This window comes from Chryseobacterium sp. CH25 (genome assembly GCF_004119455.1).
Classification (GTDB): Bacteria; Bacteroidota; Bacteroidia; order Flavobacteriales; family Weeksellaceae; genus Chryseobacterium.
Genome location: NZ_NRQT01000005.1, coordinates 436,416 through 455,735 on the forward strand (window position 1 = coordinate 436,416; position 19,320 = coordinate 455,735).

Annotated in this window: 15 protein-coding genes; 9 read left to right on the forward strand and 6 right to left on the reverse strand. The window is 35.8% G+C overall.

Annotated elements, in window-relative coordinates; all coding sequences use genetic code 11:
* The first annotated feature begins 70 nt into the window (after positions 1 to 70).
* The 7 genes from BOQ64_RS14890 (at position 71) to BOQ64_RS14920 (ending at position 8,857) form a co-directional block, all read left to right on the forward strand.
* Positions 71 to 3,001 (forward strand): reprolysin-like metallopeptidase, encoded by a 2,931-nt coding sequence (locus tag BOQ64_RS14890; protein ID WP_129057605.1) that lies wholly within the window; start codon positions 71 to 73, stop codon positions 2,999 to 3,001.
* A 176-nt stretch (positions 3,002 to 3,177) separates the two neighbouring features.
* Positions 3,178 to 5,409, forward strand: coding sequence for a zinc-dependent metalloprotease (locus tag BOQ64_RS14895; RefSeq protein ID WP_129057606.1), 2,232 nt, complete (start codon positions 3,178 to 3,180; stop codon positions 5,407 to 5,409).
* A gap of 432 nt (positions 5,410 to 5,841) precedes the next feature.
* Positions 5,842 to 6,555 (forward strand): glycohydrolase toxin TNT-related protein, encoded by a 714-nt coding sequence (locus BOQ64_RS14900; RefSeq protein WP_129057607.1) that lies wholly within the window; start codon positions 5,842 to 5,844, stop codon positions 6,553 to 6,555.
* Positions 6,556 to 6,569: 14 nt separating this feature from the next.
* A complete protein-coding gene (locus BOQ64_RS14905; protein ID WP_129057608.1) occupies positions 6,570 to 6,989 on the forward strand; it encodes a hypothetical protein in 420 nt (139 codons plus the stop codon).
* A gap of 225 nt (positions 6,990 to 7,214) precedes the next feature.
* Positions 7,215 to 7,682 (forward strand): nucleoside triphosphate pyrophosphohydrolase family protein, encoded by a 468-nt coding sequence (locus tag BOQ64_RS14910; RefSeq protein ID WP_065394492.1) that lies wholly within the window; start codon positions 7,215 to 7,217, stop codon positions 7,680 to 7,682.
* Between the two features lie 3 nt (positions 7,683 to 7,685).
* Complete coding sequence (locus tag BOQ64_RS14915) at positions 7,686 to 8,249, forward strand: TlpA family protein disulfide reductase (protein ID WP_129057609.1); 564 nt, start codon at positions 7,686 to 7,688, stop codon at positions 8,247 to 8,249.
* Positions 8,250 to 8,251: 2 nt separating this feature from the next.
* Positions 8,252 to 8,857 carry a DUF4230 domain-containing protein gene (locus BOQ64_RS14920; protein WP_129057610.1) on the forward strand — a complete coding sequence of 202 codons (606 nt, stop codon included), beginning with the start codon at positions 8,252 to 8,254 and terminating at the stop codon, positions 8,855 to 8,857.
* 122 nt (positions 8,858 to 8,979) lie between these two features.
* On the opposite strand, the gene leuB is transcribed toward BOQ64_RS14920, so the two are convergent.
* From leuB to BOQ64_RS14940, 4 genes are read right to left on the reverse strand one after another with little or no spacing between them, the layout of a single operon-like run.
* The gene (gene leuB / locus BOQ64_RS14925) at positions 8,980 to 10,104 is read right to left on the reverse strand and encodes a 3-isopropylmalate dehydrogenase (protein WP_129057611.1); all 1,125 of its coding nucleotides are present in this window, start codon (positions 10,102 to 10,104) and stop codon (positions 8,980 to 8,982) included.
* Positions 10,085 to 10,693 (reverse strand): 3-isopropylmalate dehydratase small subunit, encoded by a 609-nt coding sequence (leuD, locus tag BOQ64_RS14930; RefSeq protein ID WP_129057612.1) that lies wholly within the window; start codon positions 10,691 to 10,693, stop codon positions 10,085 to 10,087. Before leuD ends, leuB begins: the two co-directional genes overlap by 20 nt.
* 9 nt (positions 10,694 to 10,702) lie before the next feature.
* A complete protein-coding gene (leuC, locus tag BOQ64_RS14935; protein ID WP_129057613.1) occupies positions 10,703 to 12,091 on the reverse strand; it encodes a 3-isopropylmalate dehydratase large subunit in 1,389 nt (462 codons plus the stop codon).
* A 30-nt stretch (positions 12,092 to 12,121) separates the two neighbouring features.
* Positions 12,122 to 13,285: a 2-isopropylmalate synthase gene (locus BOQ64_RS14940; protein ID WP_129057614.1), complete on the reverse strand. Its 1,164-nt coding sequence runs from the start codon at positions 13,283 to 13,285 to the stop codon at positions 12,122 to 12,124.
* 149 nt (positions 13,286 to 13,434) lie between these two features.
* Between BOQ64_RS14940 and BOQ64_RS14945 the strand changes: the two genes are divergently transcribed.
* The gene (locus BOQ64_RS14945; protein WP_129057615.1) at positions 13,435 to 14,979 is read left to right on the forward strand and encodes a hypothetical protein; all 1,545 of its coding nucleotides are present in this window, start codon (positions 13,435 to 13,437) and stop codon (positions 14,977 to 14,979) included.
* A gap of 106 nt (positions 14,980 to 15,085) precedes the next feature.
* Here BOQ64_RS14945 and BOQ64_RS14950 read toward each other — a convergent pair whose 3' ends face one another.
* Together BOQ64_RS14950 and BOQ64_RS14955 are read right to left on the reverse strand one after the other, a co-directional pair.
* Positions 15,086 to 16,060: a dipeptidase gene (locus BOQ64_RS14950; protein WP_129057616.1), complete on the reverse strand. Its 975-nt coding sequence runs from the start codon at positions 16,058 to 16,060 to the stop codon at positions 15,086 to 15,088.
* 22 nt (positions 16,061 to 16,082) lie between these two features.
* Positions 16,083 to 17,270 carry a DUF4932 domain-containing protein gene (locus BOQ64_RS14955; RefSeq protein WP_129057617.1) on the reverse strand — a complete coding sequence of 396 codons (1,188 nt, stop codon included), beginning with the start codon at positions 17,268 to 17,270 and terminating at the stop codon, positions 16,083 to 16,085.
* Positions 17,271 to 17,362: 92 nt separating this feature from the next.
* Between BOQ64_RS14955 and thrS the strand changes: the two genes are divergently transcribed.
* Positions 17,363 to 19,282, forward strand: a complete 1,920-nt coding sequence (thrS, locus tag BOQ64_RS14960) for a threonine--tRNA ligase (RefSeq protein WP_129057618.1) — start codon at positions 17,363 to 17,365, stop codon at positions 19,280 to 19,282.
* The last annotated feature ends 38 nt before the right edge of the window (positions 19,283 to 19,320 follow it).

A 19,320-nucleotide genomic window follows, 5' to 3' on the forward strand; every position in this document is an offset into this window, starting at 1 on the left:
AAAAATTTTTGTTTTTCGTAATAATATTTTTATTAATTTCGATTTACCATAATAAAAACAAATATTTAATATGAAAAGACAATTAACCCTACTTGGGATGCTTCTTATTACAGGAGTTTCATTCGCACAGACTGACCGCCTTTGGTCACAAGAGTTATCAAGAACTTCTTCAGAGACTTTTGAAAACAAAGTTGGGATCCGAAATCCGAAACTATTCAGTTTGAATATCAATGGATTGAAAAATGCTTTAGCTAAAGCACCAAAGAGATTGGCAGTTGGCGAAAAATCGGAAGTCATCATTTCGTTTCCGAATTCTGATGGCAAGATGGAAAGCTTCAAAGTAAAAGAAAATTCCAACTTCACTCCTGAATTAGCTGCAAAATATCCTGACATTAAATCTTATGTAGGTCAGGGGCTTGAAGATCCAAATTCAACAGTGTATTTCAGTGTTTCTCCACTAGGGCTATCATCCATGGAAATTTACGGTGATAAATCAGCTGTATTTATTGAGCCTTATACTAAAGACCTTTCTACGTATGTTGTTTACAAAAAATCTGACAAAAATGATGATTTAAGTAAATTTGAATGTACTGTAGTAGATGTTGCTAAAAAAGGAGTTTCTAATGCAGGTATTGCCGCAAGACCTAATGCTGATGATGCTAAACTAAGAACATTCAGACTGGCATTATCCTGTACAGGAGAATACACGGCTTATTTTGGTGGAACAAAAGCTCAAGCGTTAGCTGCAATGAACACTACAATGACTCGTGTAAATGGTGTTTTTGAAAAAGATTTCGCTGCAAGAATGGTTCTTATAGCCAACAATGACGCTGTTATTTATACCAATGCATCTACGGATCCTTATTCCGCTGCTTCAGGAATGAGCAGCTGGAACTCTCAATTACAAAGTACATTAACTTCTGTTATTGGTGAAGCTAATTATGATATCGGACACTTGTTCGGAGCTTCCGGAGGTGGAGGAAACGCAGGATGTATCGGATGTATCTGTACAAATGGATCAAAAGGTAGTGGTTATACTTCTCCTGCAGACTCAATTCCATCAGGGGATAATTTCGATATTGATTATGTGGCTCATGAAATGGGGCACCAGTTTGGTGGAAATCACACCTTTTCTCATGGTAACGAAGGAACAGGGGTGAATATGGAACCTGGATCAGGATCAACAATCATGGGTTACGCCGGAATTACAGGCCAGGATGTTCAGCCTCACTCTGATGCATTTTTCCATGCTGTAAGTATCCAGCAGATTACTAATAATATTAAAGCTAAAACCTGCTCTGTAAATACCAATACTGGAAACTCAATTCCAACAGCCAATGCAGGATTAGACTATACAATTCCAAAAGGAACTCCATTTGTATTAACCGGAAGCGGAACTGATGCAGACGGTGATTCATTAACTTATATCTGGGAACAGATGGATAATGCTTCTTCTTCTCAAACAGGAGCAAGTTCTGCCGCAAGTGCAACAAAAGCTTCAGGACCTAATTTCAGATCATGGACACCTACCACTGTCCCTACAAGATATTTCCCAAGAATGGCATCTGTTTTAGCTGGTTCAACAACTACTGCAGGTACCGAAATTACTGTGGAAGCTCTTTCTTCGGTAGCCAGAACATTAAATTTCAGGTTTACTGTTCGTGATAATAAAGCAGGAGGTTCAGGAAATAATTCTGATGATGCTGTAATTACAGTAAACAGTACTGCAGGACCTTTTGCCGTTACTTCTCAGAATTCAGCAACAACTTATACAGGTGGAAGTTCACAAACTGTAACTTGGGATGTTGCAGGAACTACCGCGAATGGAGTAAACACAGCTAATGTAGATATTCTTTGGTCTACAGACAGCGGAAATACCTGGTCTACTCTATTATCTGCAACACCTAATGATGGCTCACAGGCTGTAACCATTCCTAACGTTACTACCACTACAGGAAGAATTATGGTAAAAGGAGCTAATCACATTTTCTTTGATGTAAATAATGCCAATATTTCTGTAAACGCAGGATCCGGAACACCTGATACAGTTGCTCCTACTGCTCCTACCCTTGCTGCTTCAGGAACAACTTCTACAAGCACAAACCTTTCATGGTCCGGAGCTACAGATAATGTAGGAGTTACAGGATATGATGTGTATATGGGAGCTTCATTAATTGGTTCTACAGCTTCTACTACTTATACCGTAACAAGCTTAACTCCATCTACTACTTACAGCTTCTCTGTAAAAGCGAAAGATGCAGCTGGTAACGCTTCTTCTTCAAGTAATACAGTAAACGTTACAACACTTGCAGGCGGAACAGTAACTTATTGTTCTTCTTCAGCATCCAATACAGCTGATGAAAGAATCGGTAATGTAAAATTCGGTACCATCAACAATACTTCAACAGGAACTGCAGGCTATGAAAACTTTACAGCGATCTCTACCAATGTAACAAGAGGAACTGCTTATACGCTTTCTATTACTCCGGTTTGGACTTCTACGAAGTACAGCGAAGCTTATGCTGTTTATATTGATTACAATGGAAACGGTAGTTTTGCAGACAGCGGTGAGCTTGTATGGACAAAAGCAGGTTCTACAACAAGTCCGGTTACAGGAACAGTGACTATCCCTTCAACAGCTACTCTTGGTTCAACAAGAATGAGAGTAATGATGAAGTACAGCTCAATTCCTACTTCATCTTGTGAAGCATATACATATGGACAGGTTGAAGATTATTCAGTAAATATTGTATCTTCAGGAAGAGGAGAACTTTCCAATACGAAAGATCTTATTACAGATATTAAATTATACCCTAACCCGGTAAAAGATATCATGTATATCTCCAATACAACATCTGAAGACTATAAAATCTTTGATATGGGTGGAAAAGTGGTTGACTCAGGAAAACTTCAGAGAGGATCTGTGAATGTAAGCAACTTGATTAAAGGGGCTTATATGATCCAAATTGGAGAAGTTTCTAAACGATTTGTTAAAAACTAATCACCATAAAAATTTAAACGATGTGAAACTGCCCTTTAATAGGGCAGTTTTTTTATTTGTTTATATTCAGAGGGTTGAATATTTTCCTGTTTATTATTTTTAATTATTCTAAAAAAGAATAATTATTTCTTAATATTTTCACTACTTTTGATCCTTACAAAAAAATTCACGGCAACATGAAAAAACAATTATTAATGATGGGGATGCTGGTATTATCTGGCGTATCTTTTGCGCAAACAGACCGTCTATGGTCCAGAAAAACCCAACAAAGAACTTCGCCAGTTTTAGAAAACATGAAAAACATTGATGATCCCAGAATTTTTCATCTGGACATTAATGGATTGAAAAATGTATTGGCAAGAACTCCCAAAAGAGCAACAGAAAAGTCATCCGTTATCATTTCTCTCCCTAATTCAGCAGGAAAGATGGAACGCTTTACGGTAACGGAAAATTCAAATTTTGATCCTGAATTAGCTTCTAAATATCCGGATATTAAATCTTATATCGGACAGGGATTAGAAGACAAAACATCAACAGTTTATTTCAGTATTTCTTCGTTAGGATTATCTTCTATGGAAATCTATGGTGATAAATCGGCTGTTTTTATTGAGCCTTATTCCAAAGACTTATCTACTTATGCTGTTTATAAAAGATCTGACAGAAAAAATGATCTGAACAATTTTGAATGTAAAGTACTTGAATCTGCACAAAAAGGTACTTCTAATATTGTTACAGCTAAAAATGCAGATGATGCTGTTTTAAGAACATTCAGACTGGCATTATCCTGTACCGGAGAATATGCAGCTTATTTTGGTGGTACCAAAGCGGATGCATTGGCAGCTATGAACAATACCCTTACGCGTGTTAATGGTATTTTTGAAAATGATTTTGCTGCAAGAATGGTATTGATTCCTAATAATGATTCTATTATTTATACGGATGCTAACAATGATCCTTTCTCACCATCCGGACAAATGCAAAAATGGAATTTTGAACTTATGAATGATCTGAGTTCAAAAATCGGGAATGCAAATTTTGATATAGGTCATTTATTCGGTGCTACTGGTGGTGGTGGAAATGCCGGATGTATAGGTTGTTTATGCAGTGATGATATGTCTACTTATAATTATATGGGAACTACTTACCCTGAAAATTATAAAGGAAGCGGATATACTTCTCCATCTAACGGTATTCCTTCAGGAGATACTTTTGATATTGACTTTGTAGCGCACGAAATGGGACACCAGTTTGGTGGAAACCACACATTTTCATATACTACACAAACAGGATTACAGCCTGTAGAACCAGGTTCAGGATCTACCATTATGGGATATGCAGGAATTACACCTTATGATGTGCAGAGAAATTCAAATCCGTTTTTTCATGCCCGTAGCATTGAACAGATCACCAATAATATTAAGACAAAACCCTGCTCTGTAAATACACCTACAGGAAATACCATTCCTACAGCCAATGCCGGTGCAGACTATACAGTTCCTAAAAGTACACCATTTGTACTGACAGGTGCCGGAACTGATGCTGATGGAGATTCACTTACCTACATCTGGGAACAGATGGATAACGGTACATCCTCTCAAACAGGAAGTAATTCTGCAGCAACATCTACAAAAAGTGCTGGACCAACATTCAGATCATGGGTGCCTACAGCTTCTCCAGTAAGATATTTTCCAAGAATGACTACTGTTTTAGCAGGAGAAACTGAAACGATGGGTCAGGAAATAAGAGTTGAAGCATTATCTTCCGTTTCAAGAGATCTGAATTTCAGATTTACAGTTAGAGATAACAGGTTGGGTGGTGCAGCAAACAACTCTGATGATGTTAAAATTACAGTGAATGCATTTGCGGGCCCTTTCCTTATTACTTCTCAGAACACTGCTTTATCATATGTTGGTGGAAGCTCACAGATTGTAACCTGGGATGTAGCAGGAACCACTGCTAATAATATCAATGCTGCCAATGTAGATATTCTTTGGTCAACAGATAACGGAGAGACCTGGACTACTCTATTAGCCGGAACTCCTAATGACGGTTCTGAAGCTGTAGTAATTCCCAATATTGCAACCCGTTCAGGAAGAATCATGGTGAAAGGAAGCAATCATATCTTCTTTGATGTAAATAATGCTAATATTTCTGTAACCACAAGTGAACTGTCTACTGCAGAAACTCAACTGAAAGGTTCTACAGAAATCAAGTTGTATCCAAACCCTGTAAAAGATATTTTAACCCTTTCAAACACCAGATCAGAACGATTTAAAATCTATGACATGTCCGGGAAACTGGTTACTGAAGGATCTCTTCAAAATGGTACAGTGAATGTAAGTAGCCTTATAAAAGGAAATTATGTGATCCAGATTGAGAAGTTTTCAAAAATGTTCATTAAAAAATAAGACATTTTAAATAGAAATAAAAAAGACCGCTCATAAGAGTGGTCTTTTTTATTGAAATTTCCAATTATGTTTACATTTTATCATTTAAATCACTAGCATTCATGTAATTAATTTCAACAATAATGTTTTATTTAAAATAATTTTATACACTATTATATTTTTGGTTAATTTTATCGTTCAATATTATTCACTTATTGTACCGTTACCCGTTTGTATTTAAGGGAAGCTTTCAATGGCTTTTCTAACAATGAATTACTCTGTTATTCCGTTTTTTTTCAATTTGGAAAACCATTCATCACATTATAAATTAAACATTTTCTGTTTAAGAAAATCGGTATATAAATAAAAGATAAATTTTCTATGTAAACACTGGCTTCGGTCTGCATCCCTGACAATACCTAATTAAATTTCACATAATTTAAAATTTTTTATATGAAACATTTATTTAAGTACTTCTTCTTTCTGGCCATTGCATCTTTTTCAGTAGCCTGTAGTTCTGATGAGCGAGAAGAAGAAATTGTTATCCAACCGAGCCCTGTTAAAATCGTGTTCTACAAAAGTGCTGATGATTTTGCTACAACTTATGATCCTGGAAACAAAGTAAATTCAACAATCAGAAACCAGGCATTTGATCTGTACAAGCAAGGGAACTGGAAAGAACTGGAAAAACTATTTCAGGCTAATACCCTGAATGGTGGATGGCCACCGGCAAATGGCGGATATAATATTGTAGATGACGTTGCAATACAGGCCGGACAAAAGTATGACCGATATAGCGGTGCTGTAGGAAGTTACAATGGAACTGGAAATCCAACATTAGGAGGTAACTTTACCAGCCCTATTATTAATGGGTACGTTTACACCTTCGCGGAAAGAGCTTTAAACCAGCCTGAAAACAAGTACGATTTCTATTATCAGATTGATGTCCTTAATGCATTACCTTTTAAATCTCAGACAGCAGATATTATTCCCTGGTTCAATCAGATAGGAAACGGAAAGCAGACCATGTGGAAAATTCCTATTGATATTAATACCGGATATCCAAAAACTTGGAATAAATTAGCAGAAGAAGGGTATATAAAAATTACGATTAAAAAGAGCCCTAGCGGTAAATATCCTAATCTGGAAGGAACCGTTATTCAATAATAAATTAAACTCAGATGTATTCAATTTCAAAAAAAATAAAAATTGGTAAAAAAGCCCTGATACAAAAAGACAGATTCATTAATGATGAAGCTATTCCAGCAGCAGTAACCCGATTTACCTGCTGTGAATGTGGTCAGGAAAATACAGTTGAAATTTCTCCGTATCAGTCGGGATTTCCAATTCTTCAAATCTATAATGAAAACAAAGTAATATCAAGATCCGAGTTATTGAAGAATCAGATGACTACTGAAACTTCACAGAGAATGCAGCATTATGGTGCCTTAACTGTAAATGATATGCCTACCCTATACTTCGGAACAAACTGTACATCCTGCAATGCGAATTATATCTGTATATTCAGCTATGGAGAAAAACAGCCAAGCTTAGAAGTATTAAATATCTCAGGGATCTGGGAATATCAAGAAGTTGAGTAATTGAATATCATCAATATATTTAAAACCAAAAACCACAGCCCTATAGTTGTGGTTTTTGTGATTCTTAAACTAGCCGCTTACAAATTATATAGACAACAAAACGCAAACATCTGTAAAAATCTGTGTCATCTGTGGTTAAAAAACATTCAATAATGATTCTTATTTTCCCCCTACATTTCACTATTATCAAATGGTTTTCTATCTTTGTAATAAATAAAAAAATTCATGGATAAAATTGATAGTTTGAACCAAGTAGCAGAATTCCATACTACTTTCAAAGCCCCTATTCTAGACACCCCACAAATTCCTTCTCCAGAAAGATGCAATCTTAGAGTAGAACTTCTACAGGAAGAACTTAATGAGTTAAAGCAAGCCATTGCTGACAACAATATTGTAGAAATTGCAGATGCTCTTTGTGACTTACAGTACGTTTTAAGTGGTGCCGTCCTGGAATTTGGACTTGGCAACAAATTTGTAGAGCTATTCAACGAAGTTCAGCGTTCCAACATGTCGAAAGCATGTGATAACGAAGAACAGGCTAATGAAACCGTTGAATTCTATAAAGAAAAAGAAGTAGAATCTTTTTATGAGAAATCTGGTGAAAAGTTCAATGTGTACAGAAAAGCAGACCATAAAGTATTAAAAAACAAATACTACTCTCCTGCTGATCTGAAGTCAATTATTGAAAAATAACATATGAAAAAATTTATTACAAATATTGTTGCCGCTTCAAGTTTATTTTTAGCTACTCAGCAGCTTAGTGCTCAGAAAGTAGTGGTTAACCGCGAAGTCACCACTGAAAAAGATGGTAAAATGCTGTTAGGACATCAGTTGAAAGAACAGTTTCTGAAAGCACCTTATGCAGACTGGTATGTAAAGGAACATGACGAATATACTCTGGATCAGAAAGCAATAAGTGAACTGAAAAAGAAAAAACTGGGAACTTATGATATTGTTGTTTTTATGGGAACCTGGTGCGAAGACAGCCACAGGGATTTTCCAAGACTGACAAAGATATTGGAAGAAGTAGGTTATCCGGAAAACAAAATGACCATTATTGCTGTTAACCGTAAAAAAGAATCTCCCAGCGGAGATGAATCTCTTTACAACATCCAGAAGGTTCCTACCATTATTGTAAAGCAATATGGAAAAGAGCTGGGCAGGATCATAGAAATGCCTACCAGTGGATATATTGAAAGAGATTTAGTTGAAATTCTGAAAAAGAATGACTCATCTGTAATTAAAGAAATTTTTAAATAGATTTGAGAAATTATAAAACAATTTTATCGTTTGCAGCCGGTGCCGGAGTTATGGTACTTCTGTTTTTTGGACTTAAATCCTGTCTTAATCTTGGAAACAAAACGGAAAAGTCAGATTATTATATCCTGACCAACCAGATTTCCAAAATGAATAAGATGGTGGTGATAGAACAGAACAGTTCTACCATGCAGAAAACCAAAATGGGCTATGAGTTTATGGGTAAAGAAGTTTCAAGTAACAGTATCATTACCTTTACAAAAACCAACGCTCAGGTTTCCTATGATCTGAATAAAATGAAGATCGAAGTGGATTCCATCAACAAAAAGTTGGTTATCACGGAACTTCCTGATGCAGAGATCAAAATTATCCCTAGCGTTGAAATCCAATCTCTGGATGATTCATTTTTTAATAGAATTTCTGAAAAGGATATTAAAAATGTAACGGCAAAAGCTAAAGAAACGGCCGTTAAATCTATCGATCAGAATCAGTTGAGAACTGAAGGACGTAAGCAACTAATGGAAAATCTGGACAATATCTTTGTGTTAGCTAAGGCTTTAAATTATACCATAGAAGATAAAACAGGAAAAATCGGTATTCTTGGACTCTGAAAATAATTCAGGAAACAGAATATACTGGTTTACCATATTTCAGAAAATAAAAATTGAAAGGATCTGTCTCATACGAGGCAGATCCTTTCTTCTAACTATCTATCTAAGTGAACTTTTTTTTACTAAACAATGGTCGATTTTCCGATTTTTACATTCTCAAAATTATAATATGACTTTTCAGAATACTTAATATGATCTGCAATAAAGCTTCCCACTTCACTGGTAGAATAATATTGCTTTGTATTAAGATCAATGGTCACATATTTATTTTCAATGGCGTGTTCTACAGACTGTCTCAATTTGTTCGCTGCAGGCTGCAATCCAAGGTGATCCAACATCATTGCCACACTTAAAATGGAAGCAATAGGGTTGGCAATTCCTTTTCCTTTCGCCTGTGGATATGAACCATGAATAGGCTCAAACAATGCATTTTCCTCTCCTACTGAAGCTGAAGGAAGCAATCCTATAGAACCTCCAATCACACTGGCTTCATCAGAAATAATATCTCCGAACATATTCTCTGTTAAAATAACATCAAACTGTTTTGGATTTAGGATTAACTGCATCGCCGCATTGTCTACAAACATATAATCTAACTGTACATCCGGATATTCTGAAGCGATTTCCTGGCAGATCTTTCTCCATAATCTGGAAGTATCCAACACGTTCGCTTTATCAATTAATGTCAGCTTTTTACTTCTCTTCTGAGCTTCCTGAAATGCCATGTGGGCAATGGGAAGAATATCCTCTCTGCTGTATTTGCATACATCATAAGCATAAGCACCTTCAGGATCTGTAAACTTCTCACCAAAATAAATTCCACTTACCAGTTCTCTGAAAATCTGAATATCTGCACCTTCAATAATTTCTCTTTTAAGCGGACTTTTTTCAATCAGAGAAGCATATGTTTTTAAAGGACGGATATTGGCAAACAATCCTAATTCCTTACGAAGTTTTAATAATCCTTGCTCTGGTCTTACCTTGGCTTCAGGATTATTATCAAAGGCAGGATCTCCTATCGCTCCAAAAAGCACAGCATCTGATTCTTTACAAATCTTCAGTGTTTCTTCAGGCAGCGGATTTCCTGTCTTAAAAATAGCTTCTGCTCCAATCAGTCCATAATCAAATTGAAATTTGTATTGAAAAGCTTCAGCAATCACATCTAAAATCTTGATGCTTTCACTGATAATCTCCGGCCCAATTCCATCTCCGGGAAGAACTGCGATTTTAAAATAATTGTTGCTCATTTTTTGTCTGTGTTTTTAGTTCAAATTCTGTAATCGCCTGTTTTTTGCTGATTAAAAAATCAATATCGTCATACCCGTTCATCAGGCATATTTTTTTATAAGAATCAAGCTCAAAAGTTTCAGTGGTGTCTTTAAAGCTGATGGACTGCAATTCTACATCAATGGCAATTTGATTGTCCGGGTTTTCATTGATTCCTTCTAAGATCTCTTTCAAAAATTCTTCAGAAACTTTTACCGGAAGAAGCCCGTTGTTTAAAGCATTTCCTTTAAAAATATCGGCAAAATAACTTGAAACAATAACTTTAAAACCATAATCGGTTAACGCCCAGGCAGCATGCTCACGGCTGCTTCCACAGCCAAAATTATTTCCTGCTACTAAGATTTCACCATTAAACTTAGGATTATTAAGAACAAAATCAGGATTAGGCTCATTGGTATGAATATTATATCTCCAGTCTCTGAAAAGGTTTTCTCCAAAACCCTTTCTGTCAATACTTTTTAAGAATCTTGCCGGAATAATCTGATCCGTATCTATATTTTCTGCAGGCAATGGAACTGCAGTGGATTTTATGATAACTAATTTTTGCATGTGTTGTCTTTAATTTAAACTTTCAAAAGCAGAAATTCTGCCTTCTATTGCTGCTTTGGCTGCGGTAAGTGGACTTGCCAGAATGGTTCTTGAACCTTGTCCTTGTCTTCCTTCAAAATTTCTGTTGGAAGTGGAAACGCAATATTCTCCTTCCGGAATTTTATCATCATTCATGGCAAGACAAGCTGAGCATCCCGGCTGGCGGATCTGGAATCCTGCATCATTAAAGATTTTATCCAGACCTTCTTCATAAATTTGCTTTACCACCTGCTGAGAACCAGGAACAATTAAAGCTTTTACGGCTTCAGATTTGCTTTTTCCTTTGATATATTGAGCCGCAGACCTGAAATCTTCAATCCTTGCATTGGTACAGCTTCCTATAAATACATAATTGACTTTTATGCTTGATGGAGTCTGCCCTGCTTCCAGTCCCATATACTGTAAAGCCTTTGCTTCAGATTCGTTTTGAGGTGCCGGAATGGTTTCATGAATTGAAATTCCCATTCCAGGATTGGTTCCGTAAGTAATCATTGGGTAAATGTCTTCAGCATTGAAGGACAATTCCTGATCAAAAACAGCTCCTTCATCAGTTTTTAAAGTATTCCAATAGGCTACTTTTTCTTCCCATTCCTCTCCTTTTGGTGCAAATTTTCTTCCTTTAACGTATTCAAAAGTGGTTTCATCCGGAGCAATCATTCCTCCTCTGGCTCCCATTTCGATACTCATATTACAAACCGTCATTCTTCCTTCCATCGACATTTCCTCGAAAACGTTTCCGGCATATTCACAGAAATACCCTGTTCCACCATCTGTTCCTGTTTTTGAAATAATGTAAAGAATAACATCTTTAGGCTGAACATTCTCGTTAAGCTTACCATTCACTGTAATTCTCATCGATTTAGGTTTGTTAAGCAACAGACACTGGCTGGCAAAAACCTGAGCAACCTGGCTGGTCCCGATTCCAAAGGCAATGGTTCCAAAAGCACCGTGAGTGGATGTATGACTGTCACCACAAACAATGCTCATTCCTGGCTGTGTAATTCCAAGTTCAGGAGCAATAATATGCACAATTCCCTGGTATTGATGGCCCAAACCGAATAATTCAATATTGTTTTTCTCACAATTTTCAGTCAGTTGCTGAACCTGATTTCTTGATAATTCATCACGAATCGGCTCTTCCTGATGAAGTGTTGGAACATTATGATCTGCTGTTGCTACAATCTGTTCCGGTCTGAATATTTCCAGGTTTCTGGATTCCAATTCTGCAAAAGCCTGAGGGCTGGTTACTTCATGGATCAGGTGTTTGTCAATATAAATCACCTGTGGCCCGTCAGGAACCGTATCTACAACATGAGCATCCCAAACTTTATCAAAAAGTGTCTTTTTATCTTTGTTCATTTTTACTTTATCTTGAATTAAATCAAACCTCTATCCTATTTTTCTGCTGCATGTTTCCATGATTAATGCCAGATCCTCGTTACCTATCTCCTTTTTAAGATCTGCTATTTTTAAGAATTCCTGATACAGATAATCCAGTTCATCTTTGGTAACATCATGACCAATATGTTTGAATCGGTAAGCTAATGCTGAACGTCCGCTTCTTGCTGTAAGAATGATGGATGATGCATTCACTCCTACTTCAGCCGGATCAATAATTTCATAGGTTTCTCTGTTTTTGATGACCCCATCCTGATGAATTCCTGAACTATGAGCAAAAGCATTGGCCCCTACAATGGCTTTATTAGGCTGTACAGCCATTCCCATCAGATCAGAAACCATAACGCTCATCTCATTAAGCATAACGGAATTAACATTGGTATGTAAATTCAGGTGTTTGTGTTGCTTCAGAATCATGACGACTTCTTCCAGCGCCGTATTTCCTGCTCTCTCACCCAATCCATTGATGGTACATTCAATTTGACGGGCTCCATTAATCGCTCCGGAAATAGAATTGGCAGTAGCCATTCCTAAATCATTGTGGCAATGGCATGATAACACTGCTTTTTCAATTCCTTTTACATTCTCTCTAAGGTATTTTATTTTCTGCCCGTATTCTTCCGGCAGGCAATATCCTGTAGTATCAGGAATGTTCAGTACAGTGGCTCCTGCTTTAATTACTGCTTCACAAACCTGTGCCAGATAAGCATTATCTGTTCTTCCTGCATCTTCAGCGTAAAATTCTACATCCTCTACATATCTTTTGGCATATCTTACGGCTTCTGCAGCACGTTCAATAATATTTTCCCTTGTAGAGTTGAATTTGTATTTAATGTGTGAATCAGAAGTTCCGATTCCCGTATGTATTCTAGGTTTCTTTGCAAATTGTAAAGCTTCAGCAGCAGTGTCAATATCTTTTTTATTGGCTCTTGTTAATCCGCATACCTTTGCATTTCTTACGAGTTTTGAAATTTCAGAAACAGATTCAAAATCTCCGGGACTGGAAATCGGGAAACCTGCTTCAATGATATCAACCCCCAGTTCATCGAGCTTTTCAGCAATAATCAGTTTCTGTTTTGTATTCAGTTTACATCCAGGAACCTGTTCCCCATCGCGCAACGTGGTATCAAAAATTTCAATTTTTTCGGAGTTCATAAATAAAAGTTTTTTACTTAATTTTGACTCAAAACTACAGCTTGCTATATTTTTTCATTTTCATTTTTTCAAAAAATTACAATATTCAACAGTTGAAGAAATAAGAGTATGTTGTTAATATTCAATTATTTAAATTTTAAAAATTTACAATGGCAGAATTGCAGAAAGATTTTTTGTTTGTACTGGTAAAGTCATTGACGACTTCCGAAAAACGACAGTTTAAGTTGTACGTAAACCGTCTCGGAATTAATGTAGATGCCAAATTTTTACTCCTTTTTTCTGAAATGGATAAAATGAAGGAATATGATGAAAGCATCATTATTGAAAAGAAAATTTCTACCAAGCAACAGCTTTCTAATCTGAAGGCACACCTTTACAAGCAAATTCTGGTGAGTCTCAGGATGAACCCAAGTCATCAGAACTATAGAATCCAGCTTCGGGAACAGTTGGATTTTGCCAATATTCTGTATCAGAAAGGGCTTTATAAACAGGCATTAAAAATACTGGACAAAACCAAACAGTCTGCTTTGGAGCTGGATGAAAAGAGTATTGCTTCCGAGATTATTGATCTTGAAAAAGTAATTGAATCTCAATTCATTACACGAAGTTTTGAAGGACGAGCTGAAGAGCTTATCAAACAATCTCAGGAGCTGAGCAAACAGAACCGCTACACGACAAAATTATCTAATCTTTCTCTGAAATTATACAGTGAAATGCTGACTCATGGCTATGTAAAAAATGATGCAGACCGTGAAGAAGTTATGGATATTTTTAACGCAGAAATTAAGAATATCAGGTTTGACAAACTTAATTTTACAGAAAAACTATGGTATTTTAAGGCCCATGTCTGGAAAAATCAGTTGCTGCAGGATTATAAATACACGCTGAAATATGCCTATCAATGGGTAGACCTGTTTCATAAAAGACCGGAGATGATCTTCAGCCATCCGGTTTGGTATATTAAAGGAAATACTTACCTGTTGAAAATCCTATTCCTATATGGAAACATTGATATCCTAGAAGAGCATTTTGAAGAATTCAATACAAGGGTTAATGCTGAAAATTTTGCCCAGAATGAGAATCTTCAGTCTCTTATTTTCCTTACGCATTATAACACGCTGATGAATATTCATTTTGTAAAAGGTGAATTTTTTACAGGAACCAAGCTTATTCCTGAAATTGAACTGAAGATGGAAAAGCTTAGGGAAAGAATTGATGAACACCACTTTATGATTCTTTATCTTAAGATGGCGGCAATGTTTTTCGGGAGTAAGATGTACAAAAAGGCTATTGAATACTCTATGAGAGTTATAGAATCCAAAGGTAATGTACAGGAAGATTTATTGTTTCATACACGAATCCTCATTTTAATGTCGAAGTATGAATCCGGAAATGATGAAGATTATGATGAATTTATTACTTCTACCCTGAAATTTGCTAAGAAAATGAAAAAACCGGAGGAATTTCACTTTGAAAGCATTCAGTTTTTTAAAACGGTGAATAATCAGCTGCCGGATCAGAGACAGAAAGTATTTGAAGCTTTTGATAAGAAGCTTGAAGAATTCTCTGAAAATGAATATTACAGAAGATCCCTATTCTATATTGATATTCACGGATGGATCAAATCTAAGGTTCAGAATGTGGATGTAATTGAAATTATCAAGCAAAAAGTGAGGTATAAGAGAAAAAGTTAATGTAGGTTTTTCTCTCGCTGATTTTGCAGATAATTATCTATGTTTCTATGTTGTTTTATTTTTCAACCCCATAGAAACATAGATTTTTTTTATAAAGATTCAGGTTTTAATTATAAATACGTTCTATAAAGTTTAAAACATTCTTATGGCTGATCTTTTCTACAAGCTCAGAAGAGAATCTTTTTTCAATTTCTTTATTAATCCCCAGATAAACTGATGCATTAGAATGTTCTTCAAAGAAAAACGGATGGCGTGATGTATCCGGATGATCTTTCCAATAGAAATAATCTGCTCCATAGGCAATACTGTTTTCTCCACCCAGATCAAGCCCATACTGAATATGTTCATAAAGTCTTTCAGGATCTTCAATATCTACATAATCTTTGATAAAGTTTAAACCGATAAGACCATTCCTTTTTATGACCTCTTTAGCCAGTTCATCAGGAAGATTTCGGTTATTTTTATATACAGTTCGATAATTGGAGTGGCTTGCCAGAATAGGAATTGAGTAATTTTTCTGATCTATATAATTGAATATATCATAAGCCAGCTGATCGCTTGTGTGCGCTAAATCTATGGCAATTTTACGGTCTGCAATATAATCAATCAGAACTTTCCCGTCTTCTTTTAGTCCGGCAGTCGCATTATTTCCACCGCCGAAACGGTTTTCTAAATGATGGGTAATCCCGATATAAAATACTTTCTGAGTATTTTCAATAATAGTTTCAAGATTTTTAAATCCGGAGTCCAGACTTTGGTTTTCGTCACAGAATGCAGATGCATTTTCAATGGAAGCAATAACTCCTACCCGATTTTCATTCTCGGGATTCTTATAGTTTTCATTCTCAAACAGGAAAAAGTTTTCATTTTTGATGAGTTCTGAGAACAATTGGCTTTGCTTCAGTCCATAAGTGGTACTTCCTTCACCTGTTCCTGCATACATCGCCATGATCTGCAGTTTTACATTCCCTTCCTGAAGATAAGGCAGAGAACAGCCCAGTTCTTTATCGTTAATCGTTGAATTTGACCCTAGCAGATAGTATAACAGGTCACAGTGTAGATCAATGTTTATTGTATTCATAGTAGGAAGCAATTTATGGCTTTTATTTCTTGTTCTGAACTAATGCATTATTGATAAATTCAATATTTGAATTCTCAAAAACCTCTAATAATTGAGGAACAAAATCTCCAAATTTTCTGTATTTTTTCCTATTGGAATTATATTCTTTCAGTCTCTCTTCCAATAACGGAAGAAAGATAAAATTACTTTTTACATGATATTCTTCCAATTTTTTAGCTCTCTCGAAGTCTTTCTGGATTTTCGCGGTTTCAATTTCCCCTAATCTCACCAAATGTTCAGCTACACAGGTTTGATAATCTCCATAACCACCGGTTTTTATCATCACGTCCTTTAAATTTGATTTTTCAAATAAATCTTTGAATTTTTCAAGTTTATTTTTATGCAGATATACTTCTTTATTCACAAAGGAATGCCCAAACTCATGAACGCTTAAAAATCTTGCCTGAAACTGGTTATCATATCCGAACTGACCTGGCTTTTCAACTCTTACAAACGGACTTGCTATTTCATAAACATCTGTTTTACCGGATTTCAAAATTACATTGGTACCAATTCCTCTTCCTTCACCATCTTCTATAGGCCACATCATCATAGGAGAAATCAGAATGGTATAAGAATTAAAACCTTCACCATAAAACTGCTCCATCGCATTCGTAAATCCTGCAGGAATATGTTGATTATACTCGTTTTCTCCGCCATTATAAAAGGCTTTATTTTCGATGAAAAACTGCCCTATATTTTCTTTTTTATAAAATTTTGAAAGTTCAGAAAGGTAATTTTTTATTAATTCAGTAACTTCTTTGTTCTGTTCCTTTATTAAATTATTGCTGATAAACTGATAGTCATTGATCCATTCTGTAGCTGGAAATTCCTGGTGATACATCAATGGATTCATCAGCATATCATTAAATACGCCATATTTATCAATTAAAATATCATTTATTTTTGCTGTTAGAATGGCAATTTCTGAATTTTTCAGATGTTCATATTTTTTCAGTGCTTTACTTACAATAGGTTGGTAAACAGAACATTCTTTTATTTTATACAATTCAAAATCTTTATTATTTTTTCGATGTTCTGCTGAAAGGATTTCCGCAAGAAAATAGGTCTCTACATTTTTATTGTAATGAACAGAAAATTTAGATGAATTTTTCTGTGAAAAACTCAATGTGGAGCTTAGTGGAACTAAAATGAACAGTATCTTTTTCATGGTTAATATTAATTCTCATTCTAAATATAGGCTAATATAGTATTTTAACTAAAAAATGCGTATTTTTGCATCTTAAAATTTTTTAGTAAACAATGATAAAAATTACACTTCCAGACAATAGTGTCAAAGAATTCGAAGGAGCAGTAACTGCTCTAGATGTGGCAAAATCTATAAGCGAGGGATTGGCTAGAAATACCATTTCCGCAATTGTTAATGATCAACAAGTAGAAGTAACCACGCCTATAACCACGGATTCTACGGTACAACTTTTGACCTGGAATGATGATCTTGGAAAGAAAGCTTTCTGGCATTCTTCTGCTCACCTTTTGGCGCAGGCTATCCTTGAATTTTATCCTGATGCTAAGCTGACTATTGGTCCGGCAATTGAGAACGGATTCTACTATGATGTAGACTTCGGGGATGAAAGTTTATCTGAAAAAGATTTTGAAAAGATTGAAAAGAAGGTCCTTGAAAACGCTAAGAAAGGTTCTACATTCTCTTTATATCCGGTTTCTAAAGAAGAAGCTTTAAAAACATATGCAGACAATCCTTACAAAGTAGAATTGATCTCTAATCTGAATGATGGAGAAATTACTTTTGTAACACACGATAACTTCACAGATTTATGCCGTGGAGGACATATTCCTAACACAGGAATTGTAAAAGCTTTTAAAGTTTTAAATGCTGCAGGAGCGTATTGGAGAGGAAATGAAAAGAACCCTCAGTTAACAAGAGTTTACGGTATTTCTTTCCCTAAACAGAAGGAACTTACTGAATATCTTGAAAGAGTAGAGGAAGCTAAAAGAAGAGACCACAGAAAGCTTGGTAAAGAGCTTGGAATTTTCGCATTCTCTGAAAAAGTAGGTGCCGGTTTACCTCTTTGGTTGCCAAAAGGAACTGCTTTAAGAAGAAAATTAGAAAATTTCCTTTCAGAAGCACAGAAGAAAGGTGGTTATGAATTCGTAATGTCTCCACACATCGGAGCAAAAGAATTGTATGTAACTTCCGGACACTGGGATAAATATGGAGCAGACAGCTTCCAGCCGATCAAAACGCCAAATGAAGGAGAAGAGTTCTTACTGAAGCCAATGAACTGCCCGCACCACTGTGAGATTTATAAAACATCACAATGGAGCTACAGAGATCTTCCGAAAAGATATGCAGAATTCGGTACTGTATACAGATATGAGCAAAGTGGAGAGCTTCACGGATTAACAAGAGTTCGTGGATTTACTCAGGATGATGCTCACTTATTCTGTACTCCGGATCAGCTTTCTGAAGAGTTTGAAAAAGTAATTGATTTAACACTTTATGTGTTCAAATCTTTAGGATTTGAAGATTTTGTAACTCAGGTTTCATTAAGAGATCCTGATAACAAAGAAAAGTATATCGGTACAGATGAAAACTGGGAAAAAGCAGAAAATGCAATTATCAATGCTGCACAGAAGAAAGGATTAAAGACCGTTGTAGAATATGGTGAAGCTGCATTCTACGGTCCTAAGCTTGACTTCATGGTAAAAGATGCTTTAGGAAGAAAATGGCAGCTTGGAACCATCCAGGTAGATTACAACTTACCGGAAAGATTTGATCTTCACTATATCGGAAATGATAATGAGAAGCACAGACCAGTAATGATCCACAGAGCACCATTCGGTTCTATGGAGCGTTTTATCGCGATCTTATTGGAGAATACTGCAGGAGATTTCCCTCTATGGTTGAGTCCTGATCAATTTATCATTCTTCCAATCAGTGAAAAATATGTAGATTATGCAAAAAAAGTTTCACAATTTTTGGAAAATCACGATATTAGCGGTCAGATTGATGACAGAAACGAGAAGACAGGTAAAAAGATCCGTGATGCTGAATTAAAGAAGATTCCTTTCATGCTTGTTGTAGGAGAAAATGAAGAGAAAGAAGGAACAATTTCTGTAAGAAGACGTGGCGAAGGAGATCTTGGAGTCATGAATCTGGAAGATTTCGCAGCATACTTCAAAAAAGAAGCAGCTGTTTAATAAAAACAAAATTAAAGTATTGAGAGTTGAATTACCCT